At 63.1% G+C, this 20,928-nt stretch carries 16 protein-coding genes; 10 read left to right on the top strand and 6 right to left on the bottom strand.

The features are described 5' to 3' along the window. Positions 1 to 344: 344 nt before the first annotated feature. Genes AC25Y4_RS03745 through AC25Y4_RS03755 form a run of 3 tightly spaced genes read left to right on the top strand, consistent with a single transcriptional unit; the run spans position 345 to position 4,797 of the window. Positions 345 to 1,898, top strand: a complete 1,554-nt coding sequence (locus AC25Y4_RS03745) for a glycosyltransferase family 2 protein (protein ID WP_488119022.1) — start codon at positions 345 to 347, stop codon at positions 1,896 to 1,898. Then, the gene (locus AC25Y4_RS03750) at positions 1,891 to 3,336 is read left to right on the top strand and encodes a glycoside hydrolase family 26 protein (protein ID WP_488119023.1); all 1,446 of its coding nucleotides are present in this window, start codon (positions 1,891 to 1,893) and stop codon (positions 3,334 to 3,336) included. Before AC25Y4_RS03745 ends, AC25Y4_RS03750 begins: the two co-directional genes overlap by 8 nt. A 60-nt stretch (positions 3,337 to 3,396) precedes the next feature. Beyond that, on the top strand, positions 3,397 to 4,797 hold the full coding sequence (locus AC25Y4_RS03755) for a UDP-glucose dehydrogenase family protein (protein ID WP_488119024.1): 1,401 nt from the start codon (positions 3,397 to 3,399) through the stop codon (positions 4,795 to 4,797). Between the two features lie 109 nt (positions 4,798 to 4,906). Here the strand turns inward: AC25Y4_RS03755 and AC25Y4_RS03760 are convergent, their stop codons facing one another. Continuing rightward, positions 4,907 to 5,878 carry a universal stress protein gene (locus AC25Y4_RS03760; protein WP_488119025.1) on the bottom strand — a complete coding sequence of 324 codons (972 nt, stop codon included), beginning with the start codon at positions 5,876 to 5,878 and terminating at the stop codon, positions 4,907 to 4,909. 121 nt (positions 5,879 to 5,999) lie between these two features. Further along, positions 6,000 to 7,424 (bottom strand): type I glutamate--ammonia ligase, encoded by a 1,425-nt coding sequence (glnA, locus tag AC25Y4_RS03765; RefSeq protein WP_488119026.1) that lies wholly within the window; start codon positions 7,422 to 7,424, stop codon positions 6,000 to 6,002. A gap of 138 nt (positions 7,425 to 7,562) precedes the next feature. On the opposite strand from glnA, the gene AC25Y4_RS03770 reads away from it, so the two are divergent. Next, positions 7,563 to 8,006: an RDD family protein gene (locus AC25Y4_RS03770; RefSeq protein WP_488119027.1), complete on the top strand. Its 444-nt coding sequence runs from the start codon at positions 7,563 to 7,565 to the stop codon at positions 8,004 to 8,006. Between the two features lie 46 nt (positions 8,007 to 8,052). Here AC25Y4_RS03770 and AC25Y4_RS03775 read toward each other — a convergent pair whose 3' ends face one another. After that, a complete protein-coding gene (locus AC25Y4_RS03775) occupies positions 8,053 to 8,763 on the bottom strand; it encodes a DUF4191 domain-containing protein (protein ID WP_488119028.1) in 711 nt (236 codons plus the stop codon). A gap of 144 nt (positions 8,764 to 8,907) precedes the next feature. Here AC25Y4_RS03775 and AC25Y4_RS03780 point away from each other — a divergent pair, with 144 nt between their 5' ends. Further along, positions 8,908 to 10,404, top strand: a complete 1,497-nt coding sequence (locus tag AC25Y4_RS03780; RefSeq protein ID WP_488119029.1) for a hypothetical protein — start codon at positions 8,908 to 8,910, stop codon at positions 10,402 to 10,404. 16 nt (positions 10,405 to 10,420) lie between these two features. On the opposite strand, the gene AC25Y4_RS03785 is transcribed toward AC25Y4_RS03780, so the two are convergent. The 3 genes from AC25Y4_RS03785 to AC25Y4_RS03795 form a co-directional block, all read right to left on the bottom strand. Further along, positions 10,421 to 11,848 (bottom strand): 2-oxo acid dehydrogenase subunit E2, encoded by a 1,428-nt coding sequence (locus AC25Y4_RS03785; RefSeq protein ID WP_488119030.1) that lies wholly within the window; start codon positions 11,846 to 11,848, stop codon positions 10,421 to 10,423. A 76-nt stretch (positions 11,849 to 11,924) separates the two neighbouring features. Further along, complete coding sequence (gene lpdA, locus AC25Y4_RS03790; protein ID WP_488119031.1) at positions 11,925 to 13,298, bottom strand: dihydrolipoyl dehydrogenase; 1,374 nt, start codon at positions 13,296 to 13,298, stop codon at positions 11,925 to 11,927. A 105-nt stretch (positions 13,299 to 13,403) separates the two neighbouring features. Beyond that, positions 13,404 to 14,888 carry a leucyl aminopeptidase gene (locus tag AC25Y4_RS03795; protein WP_488119032.1) on the bottom strand — a complete coding sequence of 495 codons (1,485 nt, stop codon included), beginning with the start codon at positions 14,886 to 14,888 and terminating at the stop codon, positions 13,404 to 13,406. A 95-nt stretch (positions 14,889 to 14,983) separates the two neighbouring features. Here AC25Y4_RS03795 and AC25Y4_RS03800 point away from each other — a divergent pair, with 95 nt between their 5' ends. From AC25Y4_RS03800 to AC25Y4_RS03820, 5 genes are all read left to right on the top strand, one after another. Continuing rightward, positions 14,984 to 15,907, top strand: coding sequence for a proteasome assembly chaperone family protein (locus AC25Y4_RS03800; RefSeq protein ID WP_488119033.1), 924 nt, complete (start codon positions 14,984 to 14,986; stop codon positions 15,905 to 15,907). Positions 15,908 to 15,945: 38 nt separating this feature from the next. Further along, a complete protein-coding gene (locus AC25Y4_RS03805; RefSeq protein ID WP_488119034.1) occupies positions 15,946 to 17,295 on the top strand; it encodes an MFS transporter in 1,350 nt (449 codons plus the stop codon). 241 nt (positions 17,296 to 17,536) lie between these two features. Next, positions 17,537 to 18,841: an RNA polymerase sigma factor gene (locus AC25Y4_RS03810; RefSeq protein ID WP_488119035.1), complete on the top strand. Its 1,305-nt coding sequence runs from the start codon at positions 17,537 to 17,539 to the stop codon at positions 18,839 to 18,841. A 10-nt stretch (positions 18,842 to 18,851) separates the two neighbouring features. Further along, positions 18,852 to 20,141 carry a MurT ligase domain-containing protein gene (locus AC25Y4_RS03815; RefSeq protein WP_488119036.1) on the top strand — a complete coding sequence of 430 codons (1,290 nt, stop codon included), beginning with the start codon at positions 18,852 to 18,854 and terminating at the stop codon, positions 20,139 to 20,141. Further along, a complete protein-coding gene (locus AC25Y4_RS03820) occupies positions 20,138 to 20,866 on the top strand; it encodes a type 1 glutamine amidotransferase (RefSeq protein WP_488119037.1) in 729 nt (242 codons plus the stop codon). Before AC25Y4_RS03815 ends, AC25Y4_RS03820 begins: the two co-directional genes overlap by 4 nt. Positions 20,867 to 20,928: the final 62 nt, after the last annotated feature.

The raw sequence follows: 20,928 nt of genomic DNA on the forward strand, positions 1-20,928 counted from the left end.
ATTGCAACGCGCCCAGCATCTCGCTCGCTGTCCCATGGATGCAAATCGCCCTGATCAGCCATTACGCACGCAGATTCGTCGCGCCAGCTCTCGTCGAACCCGCACTCAGGCAGTGAAAACCACCTCAGATTCGGCCGGGAAAATAGCCATGTCTATGTCCACACAAGGGGGGACACATGTCGGTCAAAGGGGGGACATCGCGTACCACGTCCGGGGGTAGACGGCACGTTTGCGCACGATGACTTCCACCCACCATACTCAGACCACAATCGCTTTTTGTTCGAATCATCGATGATCCCCAGCGGCGCGGATCTCACCACAACTACGATCGCCGGGGTACAGCCTTGTTCATTTTCATCCTGCAAATCCGACACATGACGGAGGGTCACGCAGAGCTATACATGTTCTCCGTGTACTCCGCCCTGGTCTGGATCCTCTGGGCAATCAAAGTATTCCTGTCCGCGCGTTACCGCCCGTTCACGGGCGAGTACGACGGCACGACCAGTGTCGTGGTTCCGGTGCTCGACGAGCCGCTTGACCTCTTCCGCGATGTGCTCGGGCGCATGGTGGAGCAGGGTCCTGGCGAGATCATCGTTGTCATCAACGGCCCTGAGAACCCCGGCCTCGTCAGCGTGTGTGACGAATTCGCCCCGCTCGTGCGCTGGGTCCACACCCCGATCCCCGGAAAGCGAAATGCCGTCAAGATCGGCACGGAGCTTTCCACCGGAGACATCACGGTGCTCGTCGACTCCGACACGGTCTGGATGCCGAATGCCCTCGCCGAACTCGTCAAGCCTTTCGCTGACGACAAAGTCGGCGGCGTTACGACCCGTCAGCGAATCCTGGAGCCCACGCGCAGCTGGATCACGCGCTGGGCCGACTGGCTCGAGAACTCCCGTGCGCTGTACTCGATGCCCGCGCAGAGCGTGTTGGGTCAGATCGGTTGCCTCCCCGGCCGCACGATCGCCTTCCGTCGCTCCATCTTGATTCGCGTGATGGACAAGTTCATGACAGAGAAGTTCATGGGCGTGTTCCTCGAAGTGTCCGACGACCGCACGTTGACCAACCTCACCCTCAAAGAGGGCTACCGCACCGTGTACCAGCACACGAGCCTCGTGTACACGGATGCGCCCCTGCAGGTGAAGAAGCTCTGGAAGCAGCAGCTGCGTTGGGCTCGCGGCAGCCAGTACAACACTCTCCGGATGTTGCCATGGATGCTCGGCCACGCACCGCTTCTCGCGTTCTTCTTCCTCATGGACATCCTGTTGCCCTTCCTTCTCGCCGGCGTGATGCTCGGCTGGGTCTACCGCTCATTCACGGGCCAGGGATACAACTTCTACGAAGGCTTCCTCAACGAGTACGGCATGGGCACCGGTATCGTGACCGTCGCAATCCTGATGCTCCTGTCGTCCGTGATCAGCATGGCCATCCGCCAGATGCGCCACCTGTCAGAAAAGCCCAGCGACTTCTTCCGTCTCCCGGTTTTCATCATCGTCTCGACATTCTTCCTGATGCCGATTCGTCTCATCGGATTCTTCCGGATGGCTCACGCCAGCGGATGGGGTACCCGCGTTGGCGCCTATGCCGGTGGCGACACCCAGACCAGCGAGGGCACCGGAGTCGACTCCGTTGGCAGCCTCCGCGATGAGGCAGAATTCGGCACCCTCGAGTCGCTCGGCTTCCCCGCGACCTGGTCGGAGTCATCCGCTACCCAGGGTGCGCACCAGGCCGACTCTGCCCTCACGGCCACAGCGGTGCGAGAGTACCCCGCCGTAGAGCCGGTGACGGTCACGTCGCGCCGACAGAAGCCGGCCAGACGCCGCCTGAACCCGAAAGCTGCGATTCCTTACCTGATCGGAATCGCCATCTTCGCCCTGGAAGGATTCCTCATTGTCTAACAAAACCTGGTGGTCAACGGGAAAGAAGAACACCCGTCGCTCGGTGATTGCGCTCGTCGCCATGGCCGCAACGCTCGCCATCCTCTCGATGATCGTGTGGTCGTCTCCGAGCAGCCCGATTCGCCAAAGCGTTGAGGCGGCCGTCTCCGGTGCTCAGACGACACTGAACCCGCTCGCGGCTGAGAACACCAAGCTGAAGATGAAGCTTGCGTCCATTGAAGCAAAGCTCGCGAAGACGTCGAGTGAGCTGACTGCGCAGAAGAAGACGCTGCTGGCGCAGCAGGCTGCGACAGCCAAGAAGCTGGCCCAGGTTCAGCAGCAAGTTGTGGCCGCCGAGCGCCGTGCAGCAGAGGCGAAGGCCGCAGCTGCCAAGCCGAAGGTCGTCGTCAAAACCACGCCGGCCAAGCCTGGAGTTCCAGAGACGACCATCACGGCCCCTGCCCTGCAGGACATCGTGAACCCCACCGCGCGTTACTTCGGCATGTACACGGAACAGGCGCCGTTCAACTGGTCAACGCTGGACGCGACAAGCAGTGCCATCGGAGTGCAGCCCGATATGGTCGGCTACTTCAGCGGCTGGGACGAAACGTTCAGGGCCAACGCCGTGACGCGAGCATGGGAACGCGGGAAGGTCCCGCTCATGACGTGGGAGTCCCGGCCGATCAAGGCCGGCAACGACGTGATTGAAGAGCCGGCGTACTCGTTGCCCGTGATCCTCGGCGACCCTGCAGCAGGCGTTCCCGGCGCATTTGACGAGTACATCCACCAGTACGCCCGCGACATCGTCGCGACGGGCCTCCCGCTCGGCATCCGGTTCAATCACGAGATGAACGGCATCTGGTATCCCTGGAACGAGACAAACGGCAAGGGCGAGTCCATCAATGGCAACCGCCCCGGTGACTACGTCAAGGTCTGGCAGCACGTGCACGACATCTTCGAGGCAGAGGGAGCCAATGAGCTCGTCTTCTGGGTATGGGCCCCGAACGTCATCACCAAGCTGCCTGCCGCGAACAAGACGCCGGAATTCCTGGCATCGCTGTACCCCGGTGATGAGTACGTCGACATGGTTGGTCTCTCCGGGTACCTGCGTCCGCCATACGTGGCGAAGCAGGAGTTCACGTTCCAGAGCACGTTCGATCAGAGCCTTGACCAGCTCCGAGCACTGACGAAGAAGCCGATTCTGCTGGCGGAAGTCGGCGCCTCTGAGACCGGTGGGCACAAGGAGCCGTGGGTCACGAGCTTCTTCTCCGCGCTGGCTGAGCCGAAGAACGACGACATCATCGGTTTCGCGTGGTTCAACCTGGCCATCACCACCTACGTCGAGGGCGAGCGTTCCACGAACGACTGGCGCATCAACTCACGGGGCGACAGCCTCTCTGCGTTCATCACTGGTCTGACGGATCCACTGGGTCGATTCACCCTGTTGCCCGCAAGCTGACCGAACGCGTCCGAACGGCAACCCCACACTTCACCACTTTTCAGGACTAAGGAGAAACCAATGACGAACGACAACGTAGAGCAACGAGCACCACGGATCAGTGTTATCGGCACCGGCTATTTGGGCGCAACGCATGCTGCTGCCATGGCCGAAATGGGATTCGAGGTCGTCGGAGTCGACACCGATCCGAACAAGGTCGACGCCCTCAGCCAGGGAATCGTGCCCTTCTACGAGCCTGGGCTCCCCGAGCTGCTCCGCAAGCATGTCGGTAGTGGACGCCTTCGGTTCACCACCGACATCGCAGCCGCGACGGACTTCGCCGATGTGCACTTCGTCTGCGTCGGCACGCCCCAGCAGGCCACGAGCTTCGCCGCGAACCTCAGCTACGTCGAGGACGCGACCAGGCAGGTGACCAAGCACCTCACCCACGACGGCCTGATCGTTGGCAAGTCAACGGTTCCCGTCGGCACCGCAGCACGCCTCCGTGGCATTGTGCGGGAGAACCTTCCTGCCGGCGTGCAGGCCGAGCTGGTCTGGAACCCCGAGTTCCTGCGTGAGGGCAAGGCTGTGCAGGACACGCTCGCGCCTGACCGCCTCGTTCTGGGGGGCACGACTGAAGCATCTGAGGCACTGCTCCGCACCGTGTACGCGGAGCCGATCGCAAACGGCACGCCGGTGCTGGTCATGGACCTGCCGACCGCAGAGCTGGTGAAGGTGAGCGCGAACGCCTTCCTCGCCACCAAGATCTCCTTCATCAATGCGATCTCTGAGGTCTGCGCCGCTGTCGGCGCGGATGTCACATTGCTCGCGGATGCCCTGGGTCACGACGTCCGCATCGGCCGCCAGTTCCTGAACGCCGGCCTCGGCTTCGGCGGCGGTTGCCTGCCGAAGGATATCCGGGCGCTGATGCACCGCTCAAGCGAGCTGGGTGCGCACTCGGCCTCCGACCTGCTGCAGCAGGTCGACGAGATCAACATGCGACAGCGTCAGCTGGTCATCGACCACGCGTTGGCAGCCTGCGGAGGATCCGTTCTCAACCGCCGCATCGGCGTGCTTGGCGCGGCCTTCAAGCCGGACACCGACGATGTCCGCGACTCGCCCGCATTGAATGTTGCAGCGGCACTCCAGCTGAAGGGTGCCCAGGTGACCGTCTTCGACCCACAGGCCACCACCAGCGCGTCCCGCATTTTTCCGGCGCTCGGTTACGCCGACTCTGCCACGGCAGCAATCCAGGATGCCGACGTGGTACTCGTCCTCACCGAGTGGCCGGAATTCATCCAGGCCGATCCGCGCGAATTCGGACAGCTCGTCAAGTCCCAGAACATCGTCGATGGCCGCAACTGCCTCGACGGTGAAGCCTGGGCTGCCGCCGGCTGGAACGTTCGCACGATCGGCCGGGCTCCCGTGCGCAGCGTAAACGCGTCCGCACCTGCCGACCAGGGTGCATACGCGTTCGCCTGATGAACACGTTCGCCCCCTGAGCGCGGTCGCCGAGAAGAACCTCGACGGCGTGACATGAACACTGGCCGCATCCCTATCCGGGGTGCGGCCAGTGTTTGCTTATCCGCCCCTAGTGTCTGGCCCGCGGAACGATGAGTGTGGGGCACTCTGCGCGGTGCGCGCAGTACGCGCTGACGGATCCGAGCAGCAGGCTCGTGAAACCGCCACGGCCGCGGCTACCGACAACAAGGAACCCTGCCAGCTTCGACGCGTTGACCAAAGATTCACCCGGATCGCCCAGCACGCCGAAATAGCTGACGGGAACAGTGCCATACCGCTGCGAAACGGGGGCAACGTCTCTGATCAGCTGTTCCCGCACCCCCACAGAGACTTCCTCGAAGCTCGCCACGTAGCCATCCCTCCACAGCAGTCCGTGCGGCACATGGTCGATGCTCCAGGTTCGAACCGCGGCGAGGGGGAGGCCAAGTGCCTGTGCAAACGTGAGCCCAGCCTCGAGGGCATGATCGCTGTTCATAGAGCCATCGTGGGCGACAACGACTGATCCTGGCGCTATGTCGAGCAACACAGCGCTATCTGACCGGTCCCCGCCACCCGGCGCAGCCTCACTGTCCGACGCAGCCACGGCAGGTGGGCGAACGATCAGCACTGGGCACACCGCCTGGTGCACGCATCGATCGGCGACGGAGCCCAGCAGCAGGCCGGCAACGCCGCCGAGGCCTCGCGACCCGAGGACGAGCGCCAGCGCCTCGGCGGAGATAGCCGTCAGGGCTTCAGCCGGTGCGCCCAACTCGGCCTCATAGCTGACTGTCACGGACGGATGCTCACTCAGTGTCGGCGAGCATTCCTTCTCCAGCGTGGAGCGGACGGCGGCCGTCAGCTCTGGGAAAGAACCGGGGCCAGAGAGAATTTGGGTGTACTCGGGAGTGTGCTTCTCCAACTGCCAGCACCGGACGATGACGAGCGGGGCGGCGAAGGCCTTCGCGAGTGTGATGGCCTGCTGAAGCGCGCGAGCTGAATGCTCTGAGCCGTCATGTCCAACAACGATCGAACCACTCGGCGCATATGGATAGTCCTCTGACACGGTGCTCTCCTCCCGTCGGGAACAATTCGCATCCTATCCCGCATGTGCGGGGCGCGCCGGTAACGCAATCGTGGCCGCCCCTCACGAAGAGGGACGGCCACGATTGTGTTCAGGCTATGGCTTAGACGCCGTAGTACAGCTCGAACTCGAACGGGTGCGGACGCTGGGCGAGGGGCTTGATTTCCTTCTCGCGCTTGTAGTCGATCCACGTCTCGATGAGCTCAGGGGTGAACACGTTGCCTGCGAGCAGGAAGTCGTGGTCTGCCTCGAGAGCGGAGAGCGCCTCTTCGAGGGATGCCGGAAGCTGCGGGATGTTCTTCGCCTCTTCTGGCGGCAGCTCGTACAGGTCCTTGTCGACGGGCTCGTGCGGCTCGATGCGGTTCTTGATGCCGTCGAGGCCAGCCATCAGCTGTGCCGCGAATGCGAGGTACGGGTTGCCAGAGGCGTCAGGAACGCGGAACTCGATGCGCTTCGCCTTCGGGTTGGTGCCCGTGATCGGGATGCGGATGCAGGCTGAGCGGTTGCCGGCCGAGTAGACCAGGTTGACCGGAGCTTCGAAGCCCGGAACCAGGCGGTGGAACGAGTTCACGCTGGGGTTGGTGAACGCGAGCACAGCCGGAGCGTGCTTCAGCAGGCCACCGATGTACCAGCGAGCCAGGTCGGACAGTCCGCCGTAGCCGGCCTCATCGTAGAACAGCGGTACGCCGTCTGCCCAGAGGGACTGGTGGGTGTGCATGCCTGAACCGTTGTCGCCGAACAGCGGCTTCGGCATGAACGTGGCCGTCTTGCCCCACTCGTGAGCGGTGTTCTTGACGATGTACTTGAACTTGAGGATGTCATCCGCTGCAGCGACCATGGTGTCGAAGCGGTAGTTGATCTCGCCCTGGCCGCCGGTGCCGACCTCGTGGTGGCTGCGCTCGAGAATGAGGCCTGCATCAATGAGCTTGAGGCAGATGTCGTCGCGCAGGTCTGCGTGCTGGTCCACAGGGCTGACGGGGAAGTATCCACCCTTGTACGCAGTCTTGTTGGCGAGGTTTCCGCCTTCTTCCTTGCGTGCTGAGTTCCAGGCGCCTTCGCTGGAGTCAACGGAGTAGAAGCTGGAGTGCTGGTTCACTTCGTAGCGAACGTCATCAAAGATGTAGAACTCGGCTTCGGGGGCAAAGAACGCGGTGTCGGCGATGCCGGTGGAGGCGAGGTACTTCTCAGCCTTCTTGGCGACCTGACGCGGGTCCTTGGCGTAGATCTCGCCGTTGCGCGGGTTGTAGATGTCGAACAGCATGATGAGCGTGCGCTCGGTGCGGAAAGCATCGATGTACGCGGTGGTGACGTCAGGAATGAGCTGCATGTCGGATTCGTGGATGTTCGCGAAGCCGCGAATCGAAGAACCATCGAAGAGCTGGCCGACGGTGAAGAACTCCTCATCGACGGTGGAAGCAGGAATGTTGAAGTGCTGCTGCACACCTGGCAGGTCGGTAAAACGGATGTCAAGGAACTTGACGTCGGTGTCCTTGATGAACTTAAGCACTTCTGACGAATCGCGGAACATGCGGGTTAACTCCAAACGGCGTGGATCCAAAACGGTCGCGCACTACGACCTCCTACGACCGTAGTAGCTCGTCGTTTCTCGACAGTGTCGCAAATGTTTCCGGCATGTTACGCGGAGCCTGATCGGTACACTTGATGGGTGCCTCAACCAGATTCCAACCCCACGTCATTCGGTCAACTCGCGCCCAGCAAATGGCCGGGGGAACGACTGGGTCTGCCGGAGACCGGCCCCACGTCCGTTGCTCGGGCTGGGCGCCGAATTGGCGCACTGGCCATTGACTGGGCCATCGCCATCGCCGTGGGCTACGGAGTCTTCGGGGCTAACTTCGCGAACTACAGCGGATTCGCGACGACCCTGATCTTCGTCGTCATGCAGATCGTGCTCATTCCGATCATGGGAGGCGGAGTCGGTCACCGCCTCCTCGGCATGCGACTGATAGCGCTGAACGGGGAGCGTGTCGGACTGTGGCGTCCGATCGTCCGGACTCTGCTGCTGGCTGTTGTCATCCCGGCACTCGTGTGGGATTCAGACCAGCGTGGTTTTCACGACAAGGTGGCTGGAACAGTTTTGATCCGTGCCTAAGCGGCACGGATCAAAAGTGAGGTAAAACTGTTCGCGCCTGGCGCGGCTATTTTCCGCGCTGCGGTCGAGCCTTCATCGGGTCGACACCCTTGGGGATCGGCATGGAGGTGCGCATCGAGTTGAGGCGGTTGTTCATCGCGAGTACCTCCGCCTTGGTCACAGACTTCTTGATCTTGGTCAGTCGGCTCGGGAGCTTGTGCAGCGGCACGGCGTCTGCATCGGGTCCAACGGAGATGACGGTGACGTTCACATTGCCGAGCACCTTGCTGATCTTGCGACGCTCGTCCTCGACCATGCGGGTCGTGCGGCTCTTGGGGCCTTCACTGATCAGCACGACGCCGCCGCGACCGACGGCGCGGTAAACGGCATCCTGAGTCTTGCCGTTGACGGCTACGGGCATTTCGCTGCCGACCCAGCCACGCTTGAGTGAGCTGCGCAGAACGGCGCCGACGGCACCTGGCTGCCCCTCGATCTGTGAGTATGCGGCCTTCTCTGCACGACGGCCGAGCAGGATCAGCATCGTGAGGATGCCGCCGAGCACGCCGGCGATGATCCACAGCGTCATGGTCAGCCAGTTGCCAGGCGAGAAGATGAGTGCGAGAGCCACGCCGATGACGACGGGAACCAAGAAGCCGAGCACCAGGTACAAGACGATTTTCGAGTCGTATCGCCTCGTCATCTGGAACACCTGCCACATTTGCTTCAGGCGGCCGGGTTCTTTCGGGGTGCGGGGAGTTTTATCCTTGCTGCGAGCCATGTCTCTAAGACTATCGAGTCGCCGGATTACTTAGTGACAGTCTGGCCCGTCACAGCGACTCCTCCTCCCCGCATTCTGGGGGAGCAGATTCCACACTTCATCGTTTTTCCGGGGTGAACGGATGCTGTGAGCCACGCTCCCTGTATGAGCGCCGTCTATCCAGCCACCTCTACCCCAGCGATGATCGCCGGCTATCGCATCCTGCGAAGGCTGGGCGTCGGCTCGCGGTCAACGGTGTACCTGGGGAGCGCTGTGCACTCAGACGCAGGGTGTGTGGCCATCAAGGTGTTCGATGCCCACGCAGACGCCCTCTCCATCTCACGCGAGATTGGGGCGCATTCGGGCGCTCCTGCCGGTCACGTGCCAGCTCTGTTCGATGTGGCGACGCTGCCGGACGGCCGTGTGGTGCTCGTCGAGGAGCGCGTGTCGAGCGAATCGGTCGGTGCCATGCTGCTCGGCTGCCGGAACATCTCGGCAGGCGAGGCCGTCACCCTCATCGCGCCACTCGTCGCTGCGCTGGCAGCGCTGCACGAGTCAGGCCTGGTGCACACGACTCTGAGCCTTGGCACCATGGCGTTGACCGCTGCCGGTCGCCCCGTCCTGATGGGCCTCGGCTCCCTGGCAGACCTTCCGCCCACACGAGGGCAGCCAGAACCTGAGCGCGACCGTGCGCACAGGTTCGATCTGCAGAGAGACGACTACACCAGGCTGACGAACGTGATGCGTGCGGTATTCACACATCTGGACAACGACGTGCAGCTTCATCGCCGTTCTGAGCCGATTGCCGCCTGGTTCGAGATGGCGACTACTGCGATTCCGTTTCGTCCGTGTCTCGATGAACTCGAGCAGCGCCTGTTTGTGTGGTCGAAGGGAGCGCCACTCCGACTGGTGCACGCCTCGACGCCGCAGGTGCGGGACGATCCGGCCACCAGCGTGCGCGCAGGCGCGCGACGCGAGCGGTGGGGCGGCCTCGGCGGGGTGTTCGCTGACCTGCTCCCGGAGGTGGGTGGCAGTGATGGTGATGGTGACGGCAGCCGGCGTGGCTGGCTCGCCTTCGCGATGCCGGGATGGGCAGCGCGGCTGCGTGAACGGGTGCGAGCTGGGTTACGTGCACGGCGCCGTCCGCTCATTGTGGCCGGCGCGCTGTCGGTGGCCGCCACGATCCTGCTGCTCACGCTTCTGCCGACCGAGAGTAAGACGGCAGCAGAGCCTCGCGTAGCGGTGCCGACGCCGGCCACGACACTGGGCGTGCCAATAGATGCCCATTCAAATGCCGATGCGCGTGCGAATGCCGAAACCGATGCGATCCTGGCCGATGAGCCGGCCGCGGCCGCTGCGGCTCTCGTGCGTCGTCGCGCGCACTGCATTCAGGAAGCGTCGCTGGAGTGCCTGGCCGGCGTGGACCAAGCCGGCTCTGCGCTCTGGGAATCAGACAGCTATGGCATTCGTCATGGGCAGCAGGGCGGCAGCTCCGACGAGGCAGCGCTGCTCGCAGACAGCGCCATGACTCTGGTGGAGCGAACGGGAAATGCCGCGATCATCGCGCTTTCTCCACCCGCTGGCGCTCCAGAACGGAAACCGGCCTCGCTCCTGGTAATCAGGGGCGAGGCCGGTTGGCGACTACGTGAGCTGTTCGACTAACGAACCGCTGTCTGGGCTAGAGGCCGAGGTTGCCCTCGAACGCGCCAGCTTCGAGGCGACGCTTCATCGTGGTGAGGAAGCCGGCGGCGTCCGCTCCGTCGATGATGCGGTGGTCGTACGACAGCGCGAGGTACACGCTCGAACGGATGGCGATCGAGTCGAGTCCGTCGTTGGTGACAACGACCGGCTTCTTGTACACGATGCCGGTGCCGAGGATCGCGCTCTGCGGCAGGAACACCACGGGGGTGTCGAAGAGGGCGCCACGTGACCCGGTGTTGGTCAGCGTGAACGTTCCACCTGACAGCTCGTCTGGCTTCAGCTTGTTGTCGCGCGTGCGCTCTGCCAGATCTGCGATCTGTGCGGCAAAGCCGGCGATGTCGAGCTCAGCAGCGTTGCGCACGACCGGCGTGAGCAGGCCACGGTCGGTCTCGACAGCAATGCTGATGTTTTCGTGCGGCGGGTAGACGATGTTGCTGTCTGCGTCGATGGTGGCGTTGATGATCGGGTACGCCTGGAGCGCCTCGGCAGCGGCCACCGCGAAGAACGGCAGGAAGGAGAGCTTGTTGCCGGTCTTCGCTACGAAGTCGGCCTTCACCTTGTCGCGAAGCATCGCTACGCGGGTCACGTCAACCTCGACGACAGTGGTCAGCTGTGCTGACGTCTGCATGGAGATGACGGCACGCTCCGCGACAACCTTGCGGAGGCGCGTCATCGGCACAGTCGTTCCACGCAACGGCGAGACGGTGACGGCGGGTGCCGCAGCAGCGCCGGTCGCCGGCTTCGCCGAGACGACGTCTTCCTTGCGGATGCGTCCACCAACACCGGTGCCGGTGATCGTCGACAGGTCAACGCCGGCCTCGTTCGCGAGCTTGCGGACGATAGGCGTGACGTATCCGGAGGTCCCAGCGTGCGAACCGCGAGCTGGTGCAGCTTCAGCAACTGGTGCGGCCGCGGCAACCGGAGCAGCGGGAGCAGCAACCGGTGCAGCAACCGGAGCGGGAGCAGCAGCGACCGGCGCGGCAACAGGAGCTGCGGGTGCGGCAACAGGAGCGACCGGCGCGGCAACAGGAGCTGCCGGTGCGGCAGGCTCTGCGGCAACCGGAGCTGCCGGTGCGACAGGCTCTGCGGCAACAGGAGCTGCAGGAGCCGGCTCTGCCGCCGCTGCTACGGGCTCAGCGGGAGCTGCCGGTGCGGCTGCGGGTGTCGATCCGTCGCCAATCTTGACAAGAACCGTACCCACCTCGACCGTCTCGTCTTCCTGGACGAGGATTTCCTCGATAACACCGGCTACTGGCGACGGAATCTCCGTGTCGACCTTGTCGGTCGATACTTCGAGTAGGGGCTCGTCGACCTCGACGCGGTCTCCCACGTTCTTGAGCCAGCGGGTAACCGTTCCCTCTGTGACACTCTCACCGAGTGCCGGGAGGCTGACGGATTCGCTCATGCGCTTGTCTCCTTCAAAACCATATTCAAAACCATTTGTATTCGTAGCTTACTGAGAGTGTGAGTAGCGGCCGGGGCTACATCGCGTGCAGTGGCTTGCCAGCCAGTGCGAGGAAGGCTTCACCGAGCGCTTCGTTCTGCGTCGGGTGAGCGTGGATGAACGGTGCGATGTCTTCGGGGTATGCGTCCCAGTTCACGACGAGCTGGCCTTCACCGATGAGTTCGCCGACGCGTGCGCCGATCATGTGCACACCGACGATGGGGCCGTCGTTGACGCGAACGACCTTGATCGAACCTGTGGTGCCGATGATCGCACTCTTGCCGTTGCCGCCGAGGCTGTATTCGTAGCTGGAAACCTGGTCGGCGCCGAACTTCTCGCCTGCCTTGGCCTCGGTGTATCCGACGGACGCAACCTCTGGGTCGCAGTAGGTGACCTTGGGAATGTTCACGTCTTCAACGACGATCGGGTTGAGGCCGGCGATTTCCTCTGCAACGAAGATGCCCTGCTGGAAACCGCGGTGCGCGAGCTGGAGGCCTGGCACGATGTCGCCAACGGCGTAGACGCCGGGGATGTTCGTGGCGAGGCGCTCGTCGGTGATGACGAATCCGCGGTCGACGGTGACGCCGACCTCTTCGAAGCCGAGACCTGCCGTCGCCGGTCCGCGACCGACGGCAACCAGGAGAAGTTCAGCTTCGATCGTCTTGCCGTCTTCGAGGGTGACGACGACGCCGCTCTCGTTCTGGACAACGCTCTGGAAGCGCACGCCGAGCGAGTACTCGATGCCGCGCTTGCGGAACGCGCGCTCGAGCTGCTTGGAGATCGACTCTTCTTCGTTCGGAACGAGGTGGGGGAGCGCCTCGATGATGGTGACATCAGCTCCGAATGACTTCCACACGCTGGCGAACTCGACGCCAATGACGCCGCCACCGAGGACCGCGACCTTCTTGGGTACGAAGTTCAGTTCGAGAGCCTGCTCGCTCGTGATCACGCGGCCACCGAGCTCAAGGCCAGGCAGTGAACGTGAGTACGAGCCGGTGGCCAGGATGACGTTCTTGCCCACGATGGTGTCGGTGCCGACCTGAACGGTCGTGGGGGAGATGAGACGGCCTTCGCCTTCGATCACCGTGATGCCGCGTGCCTTGATCAGGCCCTGGAGACCCTTGAACTTGCTCGCGACGATTCCTTCGCGGTAAGCGGTGACAGCCTGGATGTCGATGCCCTGGAACGTCGCGGCCACGCCGTACTTCTCTGACTCGCGGGTGACATCAGCGACCTCGGCCGAGTGGAGAAGCGCTTTGGTTGGAATGCAGCCGCGGTGCAGGCACGTTCCGCCCAATTTGCCCTTCTCGATCAGACCAACAGTGAAGCCAAGCTGGACTGCGCGCAATGCTGCTGCGTATCCACCGCTTCCTCCACCGAGAACGACAATGTCAAAATTCTGCTCGGACACCCAGACTCCTTCGCGCGTTACGAACTCCGCCACGTACTGCCCGACACCACGATTTGGTCTCGGGCAGGCGTTAATCGGCAAGCATCTCTTGCCCATATGACCTTACTACGGGCGGCAAAAGTCCTCGGCCAGTTTGATGAGGGTGCGAAGGGATACGGCAGTCGGGCCTGCCGCGGTGAATCCCCAGCCGCGGCCCTCGTTCTGGGCGGATCCGGCGATGTCGAGGTGTGCCCAGGGGATTGTCGGTGAACCCTCTCCGTCGTCAGTCGTTCCGATGAACTCCTGCAGGAATACGCCGGCCAGCAGCATCCCTGCGGCCTTGTTGCCGATCTTGGCATTGGCGATGTCGGCCACGTCCGACTTGAGGACGGGGCGGAGCTCTGCCGGGAGCGGCATCGGCCATGCCGATTCGCCAGCCGCTGCGCTGGCAGACAAGACGCGTGCCACCAGTTCGTCGTCCCCCATCGCGGCGAAGTACCGCGTGCCGAGTGCGACGGTCGCCGCACCGGTCAGCGTGGCGACGTCGATGATGGCGTCGGGGTGCTCTTCGCTGGCAGCAACGAGTCCGTCGGCGAGTACCAGGCGGCCCTCAGCGTCGGTGTTGAGAACCTCGACTGTCTTGCCACCCCTGATGCGGAGTACGTCTTCTGGGCGAGTGGCCGTTCCAGACGGCATGTTCTCTGCCATGCACAACCAAGCGGTGACGCGCAGCGGGAGCTGCAGGCGGACGGCAGCCAATGTGGCGGCCAGGGCGGTCGCAGCGCCTGCCATGTCGTATTTCATGCCGACCATTGATGCGGCGGGCTTCAGGGAGAGTCCGCCGGTGTCGAAGGTGATTCCCTTGCCAACGATGGCAATGTGGCGTGTCGCTCCTGCGGGGGAGTATTCCACCTTGACCAGTCGCGGCGGGCGGGACGAACCCTTGCCGACGCCGAGGATTCCACCGAAGCCGTCGGCTTCCAGCTGGTTCTCGTCCCAGACGGTCAGCGTGACGGGGAGGCCTTCGGCCGCCTGTGCAGCGAGATCCGCGAAGGACGCGGGATAAAGGTCGGCTGGCGGTGTGTTGACGAGGTCCTTGACCAGAGCTGTCGCGTCAGCCACGACGCGTGCACGCTCAAGCACGTCGGGAGCGTCGACATCGGTATGCACGGTGATCGTCTCGGCCGGGAGCTTCAGTGCTGCCGGGTTTGAGCGGTACGCGGTGAAACTGTAACCGCCGAGTGCCGCGCCCTCGAGCACGGCCGAAAGATCTGCCTCAGTGCCAAGTGGCAGCGCAAATGAGAGTGAATCGATGCCGACGAGCTGGCGGACTGCCGTGCCTGCGGCGTTTCGCAGTGCGAGTTCTGACGCGTCGCTGCCCAGCCCGACGATGGCGATGCTGCGGCTGGCGCCGACACTGGCGGGAATGCGTGTCACCTGGTCGGCAGCGCCGGTCACGCCCAGCGCGGTGAGTTCGTCTGCGATGCTCCCATACGCTGCATCCGCGAACAGTGTTGCGCCCCCTGGAGAGGCGATGGCGCCAATGACGACGACATCGGACGTGGACTCGAGTGCGGGCTGGTTGGACACGGAAAGCTGCGGAACTGTCATACCTCAATGGTAGGGGCGTGCGCTGTTCGCTCTCGGCATCAAGGCATGCTGGCGAATCCGTGAGCCGCGCGAACGGGGCAGCTTAGAGTTAATGCATGCGCGATCCGGGTGAACTATACGAACTGACGGCTGATGAAGCTGTGGTCCCTGAGGGCCTGCATCTGGTCGCCGGCCTCACTGGATTTGCAGATGCCGGCGGTGCCGTTTCGCAATTCACGGAGTACATCGTCGGAACGCTGGAACACACGGTGGTCGCCACGTTCGACGCGGATGCGTTGTTGGACTACCGCGCCCGTCGTCCCATCATTTACTTCAACCAGGACCACCTGACCGATTACCAGCCGGCCACACTCCAGCTGTACCTGACGACGGATGAGATCGGTCAGCAATTCCTGTTGCTTGCCGGCTTCGAGCCGGACTTCCGCTGGGAACAGTTCACCGCAGCCGTTCTGGAGCTCATTGAGCACTTCAAGGTCGCGTCCACCACCTGGGTCCATGCCATCCCGATGCCCGTGCCGCACACGCGACCGATCGGTGTGACGGTGAGTGGCAGCCGGTCAGATCTCATCGAGACCATGTCGGTGTGGCGTCCGCACACCCAGGTGCCGGCCAATGCCCTGCATCTCGTCGAATACCGACTGCAGCAGTCAGGGGCATCCGCTGTCGGGTTTGTGCTGTTGATTCCGCACTACCTGGCTGACACTGAATACCCGTCTGCGGCGCTCTCCGCACTGGAGAGTACGAGCGCGGCCACCGGTCTTATCTTCCCAACCGACCGGCTGCGGGAGCAGAATCGGGAGTTCGTCGCCCGCATTGACGACCAGGTGAACGAGAACGGGGAGCTCTCCAAGCTCGTCGGAACGCTGGAACAGCGTTACGACTCCTATATGGAAGGCAGCACGCTTCGTTCGCCGCTCACGGACGAAGACGGTGAGCTGCCAAGTGCTGACGAAATCGCCGCGGAGTTGGAGAAGTTCCTCAGCATCCGCCGCACCAGGGATGACGGCTTAGGCGGCTAGGTCCCCGGGCAGCGCTGACCCAGGGGTAACGTAGGGGAGTGAATTCTCGTCGGTCCTGGTTGATTTTCGTCGTTGGATCGTTCGCCTATGTCAGCGCGATCCTGCAGCGGACGTCGCTCGGTGTTGCCGGCGTTGACGCGGCTGAACGTTTTGGCGGTTCAGCGGCCGTGCTGTCCAGCCTCGCCGTCGTGCAGCTGATCGTGTATGCGTCGGCTCAGATTCCTGTCGGCATCCTGATCGATCGCTACGGTCCTCGGGTGCTGATGCTCGCGGGCACCGCGCTGATGATCGTCGGCCAGTTCACGCTGGCATTCTCCCCAACCATCACGGTTGCCGTCGTCGGCCGTATCCTGGTCGGCGCCGGAGACGCAACGATCTTCATTTCGGTGATCCGTCTCGTCTCCTCGTGGTTCACGCCGCGCGTTGTCCCGCAGGTGTCGCAGTGGATGGGCAATTTCGGCCAGCTTGGGCAGGTGCTCTCGGCTGTGCCCCTCGCCTGGGTCCTGCACATGTGGGGATGGACGTCTGCGTTCATCTCGGCCGGATCTGTCGCAGTCATCGCACTGATCGTGATCGTGATCTTCATCAGAGACCGGCCCGCTGACGCCGTCGACATGGGCGCGTCGGCCACCTGGCGGGCGGCGCTGGTGCAGTTGCGTCACAGTCTCGCGCGACCCGGCACGCAACTTGGGTTCTGGTCGCACTTCGTGACGCAATCGTCGAGCACGGTCTTCAGCCTGCTGTGGGGGTTCCCGTTCATGGTCTACGGCCTCGGCTATTCGCCCAGCCTGGCGGCCAGCCTGCTCACCATCCTCGTGGGCGCTGGACTCGTCATAGGTCCCATTCTCGGCATCCTGACTGGCCGTTTCCCGCTTCGGCGCAGCTCCATCGTGCTCGGAATAGTCACGGCGATAGGCATCATGTGGACAATCGTGCTGTTGTGGCCAGGACCGCAGCCCGTGTGGCTCATCGTGCTGCTCCTGATTGTCATTGGCACCGGCGGCCCAGGCTCGTTGATCGGCTTCGATTTCGCCCGCTCATTCAACCCGCAGCGGAGCCTCGGGTCTGCGAACGGAGTCGTGAATGTCGGTGGGTTCTCCGCCAGCTTCGTGATGATGTTCCTCATCGGTCTGCTGCTTGACGTACAGGACGGCTGGCGGGTGAGCGGGGGAGAGGCGAGCGACCTGTATTCGGCGGACTCGTTCCGGGTCGCTTTTGCGGTGCAGTACCTCGTCATTGGAACCGGGGTTGTCTTCCTGCTGCGCGCGAGGCGGCGCACGAGGGCACAGATGTCAGCGGATGAGGGAATAGAAGTAGCCCCGCTGTGGGTTGCACTATCTCAAGCATGGAAGCGACGCACGCGGAAGGGCGACGGGACGCACCCGTAGAACGCAGGCAGACTCTTTTGGCCTATGGCTCGACGTATATCCAAACCATGCAATAATTGTCAATAGGACCCGTTCGGGTTCTGGGAGTACCAATCGAAATGTTGGTGCAGATGTCATCCGCGCGATGCCCCAGGACTTGACATGGGTCTTAGTACTGCCCAATTTCTCGTAGCAACGGTTTCACACTGCGAAAAAAGCGGGGCGCTGTACGCGCAAAACTTGACGCATGAGAGGTGTTCGAATGGCAACCCCAGTAAAGACCGAGGTGACCGAAGAGACCACCGCGAGCGAGGCCAAGGCGGCAAAGGCCGCTAAGGCTGCTGCCACGCGGGCCGCAAATGCCGCGAAGAAGGCTGCTGCAGCTGCAGCTGACCCAGCAGCTGAGAAGGCCGCGCCGCGCAAGCGCGCTGCCACGAAGGCTGCGAAGTCCGGAAACGGACCTGACGATGAGGTTGACCACGGCGATGAAGGTGCCGTTGTCATCGATGTCGACAAGGCTGACGACGACGAGTCAGACGAAGAGGGCGTCAAGCGCACCGCTCCTGCTGAGCCGCTTCCCGCCGGCGCTCTCGTGCTGTCACTTGTTGACGACGACGACGAAGTGCCCGTTTACTCCAGCGCAATCACCGGCGCGACCGCTGACCCGGTCAAGGACTACCTGAAGCAGATCGGAAAGGTCGCGCTTCTGAACGCGGCCGAAGAGGTCGAGCTTGCCATGCGCATCGAGGCCGGCCTGTTCGCTGAGGACAAGCTCGCCCACATGACGGACGCAGAGAAGCGTACGGCCAACGGTCGTGAACTGCAGTGGGTGGCCAAGGATGGCGCACGCGCCAAGAGCCACCTGCTCGGAGCGAACCTCCGCCTTGTTGTTTCACTGGCCAAGCGATACACCGGCCGCGGCATGCAGTTCCTCGACCTGATCCAGGAGGGAAACCTGGGCCTCATTCGTGCAGTTGAGAAGTTCGACTACACCAAGGGCTTCAAGTTCTCCACCTACGCCACCTGGTGGATCCGCCAGGCCATCACCCGCGCCATGGCCGACCAGGCCCGCACCATCCGTATCCCCGTTCACATGGTTGAGGTCATCAACAAGCTCGCCCGTGTGCAGCGCCAGATGTTGCAGGACCTCGGTCGCGAACCGACGCCAGAAGAGCTGAGCCGCGAGCTCGACATGACGCCTGAGAAGGTCGTCGAGGTCCAGAAGTATGGTCGCGAGCCCATTTCGCTGCACACCCCGCTTGGTGAAGACGGCGACAGCGAGTTCGGTGACCTGATCGAAGACACCGAGGCAGTCGTTCCTGCAGATGCAGTGGGCTTCACCATGCTGCAGAAGCAGCTGGAAAGCCTGCTCGATTCGTTGTCTGAGCGCGAAGCCGGCGTCATCCGGATGCGCTTCGGCCTCGGAGACGGTATGCCGAAGACACTGGACCAGATCGGCGACACCTTCGGCGTCACGCGTGAGCGTATTCGCCAGATCGAGTCCAAGACGATGGCCAAGCTGCGTCACCCGTCGCGCTCACAGTCGCTGCGCGACTACCTCGAGTAAAGGTCACTGAGTGCGGTATGCGCCGGCGATCCTCATTGGCAGGGTCGTTCGGATTCTCGCGAGATGGCGCAAGCCAGGGGGCGGCTCTGCCGTCCCCGGCCTTGTCGTCAATAAGATTGCCCCTGGCTTCCTGACGACCACGCTCAACAGCTTTCCGCTTGGCCTGGTCATCGTGACGGGATCGAGCGGAAAGTCGACCACCACCAAAATGCTGGTCGCGATCCTGCGCGCCCACCAGCTCTCCGTTTTCACCAATCCGTCGACGGCGAACATCAGCCAGGGCCTCACGTCTGCGCTGCTCGAGCAGGTCAGCCTGTCCGGTCGTATCGACGGTGAAATCGCCGTGCTTGAAATGGATGAGGGGCACGGCGCTCTCATCGCCGGTGGCCTCACCCCGCGCGTCGTGGCCCTCACGAATGTGATGGTCGACCAGATCGACAGGTTCCACGACTCAGAGATGGTCTCAGCCATGCTGCGCACCATCGCGGCGCGTGCGACCGAATCAGTCGTGATCAACGCCGACGACCAGTACCTCGTCTCGTTGGCTGAATCCCTCGGCGAAGGCGTTCACGTTGAGCGGTATGGCGTCAGCGCCACCGTTCTGGCGCAGAATCCCCGCGGGCTCGGCTACACGCAGACCGCACACGAACGGTTGGCTGCAGGCGAGGGAACAATCGTCACGCAGGTGTCTGGCCGTGAGGCTCAGATTGCCATGTCATCCGGACAGGGCTACACCGTCGGCTTGCCAGCCCGCGGAACGCACTATGCCGTGGATGCCGCGACTGCGCTGGCCACTGCCCGCGCAATTCTCGGGGAGCGGTTCATTCCTGAGCGCGCCGTCGCTGCCGTTTCAACGATTCCCCCTGTGTTCGGCCGTGGCGAGATCGTCACGGTGCGCGGCAAGCAGGTCGAGTTCGTTCTCGTGCAGAACCCGGCTAGCTTCCAACTGAACGTCGACAGCCTCGAACCCGGCACTGAGCAGATCCTGGTCGCTGTCGGCTCCGATGTGCGCGACCCGTCCTATTTCTGGCCGGTGGACACCTCCAACCTCGGCCGTGTGCTGCTCGTATCAGGGTCGAAGGCCCATGACATTGCGCTGCAGCTCGCATACGACAATGTCGAAATCGATCGGATTGAAACCGATCTCGGACGCGCACTCGATGACTTCATCGCTCTTCCGGATCCCGGTCATGGGCTGAAGACAATCGTCTTCTCTGCTGATTCCATGCGCCGCACGCGGGCGCACCTCGGCCTCGCCAGCAATGATCCCGACCCGGCCGTTGAGGTAGAAGTAATATGACCGAACTCACCATCGTCTCGATCCTTCCAGAGCTGCTCAACACCAACGGAGACGCAGAGAACGCCAGAGTCCTGGCTAGACGCGCAGAATGGGCAGGCCACACTGTCACGATCGTGCCGGTCGCCTCTCTGGCCGATCTGCCGGCATCGGTTGACCTCGTCGTTATCGGTTCTGGCACTGACTCTGACCTGGAACGCGTTCGCGATCTCCTCAGGCCGTTTGTCGGCCATATGCGTGAGTGGTGCGCTGCCCACGTTCCGATCCTTGCCATCGGCACGGGGTGGGAACTCCTCAGCGGTGGCATCCAGCTGGATGGCACGGTCATCGATGGCCTCGGCCTGGTTGCCGGACGAGCGGTCCCCGCGCCGGCGAGGATCACCGACGACATCGTGGTCAAGACCAAGTACGGCCGCCTGAGCGGCTTTGAGAATCACGCACGCGCTTATGTCGGCGCCGAAGCATCACCGCTCGGCCGAGTGATCAGCGGTACCGGAAACGGCAACGGAGCTGGGCAAGAGGGCCTCGTGATGGGTGACCTGTTCTGTACGCACCTGCACGGCCCTGTGCTCGCTCGCAACCCCGGGTTGGCCGATCACTTGCTCCGGATCGCGCTGGCCAGGCACGGCGCGGACTACGCCCCGTCAGCACAGAGTGACCTCGCAGACGAGATCGCGCTGGCTGCCCGCAATCAGATTGCGTCCAGACTCGGTCTCGACGCCGAGTAACACCCGCAGCACACACGAGAAGAGCCCCCAGACTGTGGTCTGGGGGCTCTTCGCACCTTGAT

Source organism: Leifsonia sp. Y878, from assembly GCF_057669685.1.

Excerpts from the sequence above, each read along its gene's own strand:
- AC25Y4_RS03755 (WP_488119024.1), top strand. The coding sequence starts at position 3,397 with ATGACGAACGACAACGTAGAGCAACGAGCACCACGGATCAGTGTTATC.
- glnA (WP_488119026.1), bottom strand. The coding sequence starts at position 7,424 with ATGTTCCGCGATTCGTCAGAAGTGCTTAAGTTCATCAAGGACACCGAC.
- AC25Y4_RS03775 (WP_488119028.1), bottom strand. The coding sequence starts at position 8,763 with ATGGCTCGCAGCAAGGATAAAACTCCCCGCACCCCGAAAGAACCCGGC.
- AC25Y4_RS03780 (WP_488119029.1), top strand. The coding sequence starts at position 8,908 with ATGAGCGCCGTCTATCCAGCCACCTCTACCCCAGCGATGATCGCCGGC.
- AC25Y4_RS03785 (WP_488119030.1), bottom strand. The coding sequence starts at position 11,848 with ATGAGCGAATCCGTCAGCCTCCCGGCACTCGGTGAGAGTGTCACAGAG.
- AC25Y4_RS03795 (WP_488119032.1), bottom strand. The coding sequence starts at position 14,888 with ATGACAGTTCCGCAGCTTTCCGTGTCCAACCAGCCCGCACTCGAGTCC.
- AC25Y4_RS03800 (WP_488119033.1), top strand. The coding sequence starts at position 14,984 with ATGCGCGATCCGGGTGAACTATACGAACTGACGGCTGATGAAGCTGTG.
- AC25Y4_RS03810 (WP_488119035.1), top strand. The coding sequence starts at position 17,537 with ATGGCAACCCCAGTAAAGACCGAGGTGACCGAAGAGACCACCGCGAGC.
- AC25Y4_RS03820 (WP_488119037.1), top strand. The coding sequence starts at position 20,138 with ATGACCGAACTCACCATCGTCTCGATCCTTCCAGAGCTGCTCAACACC.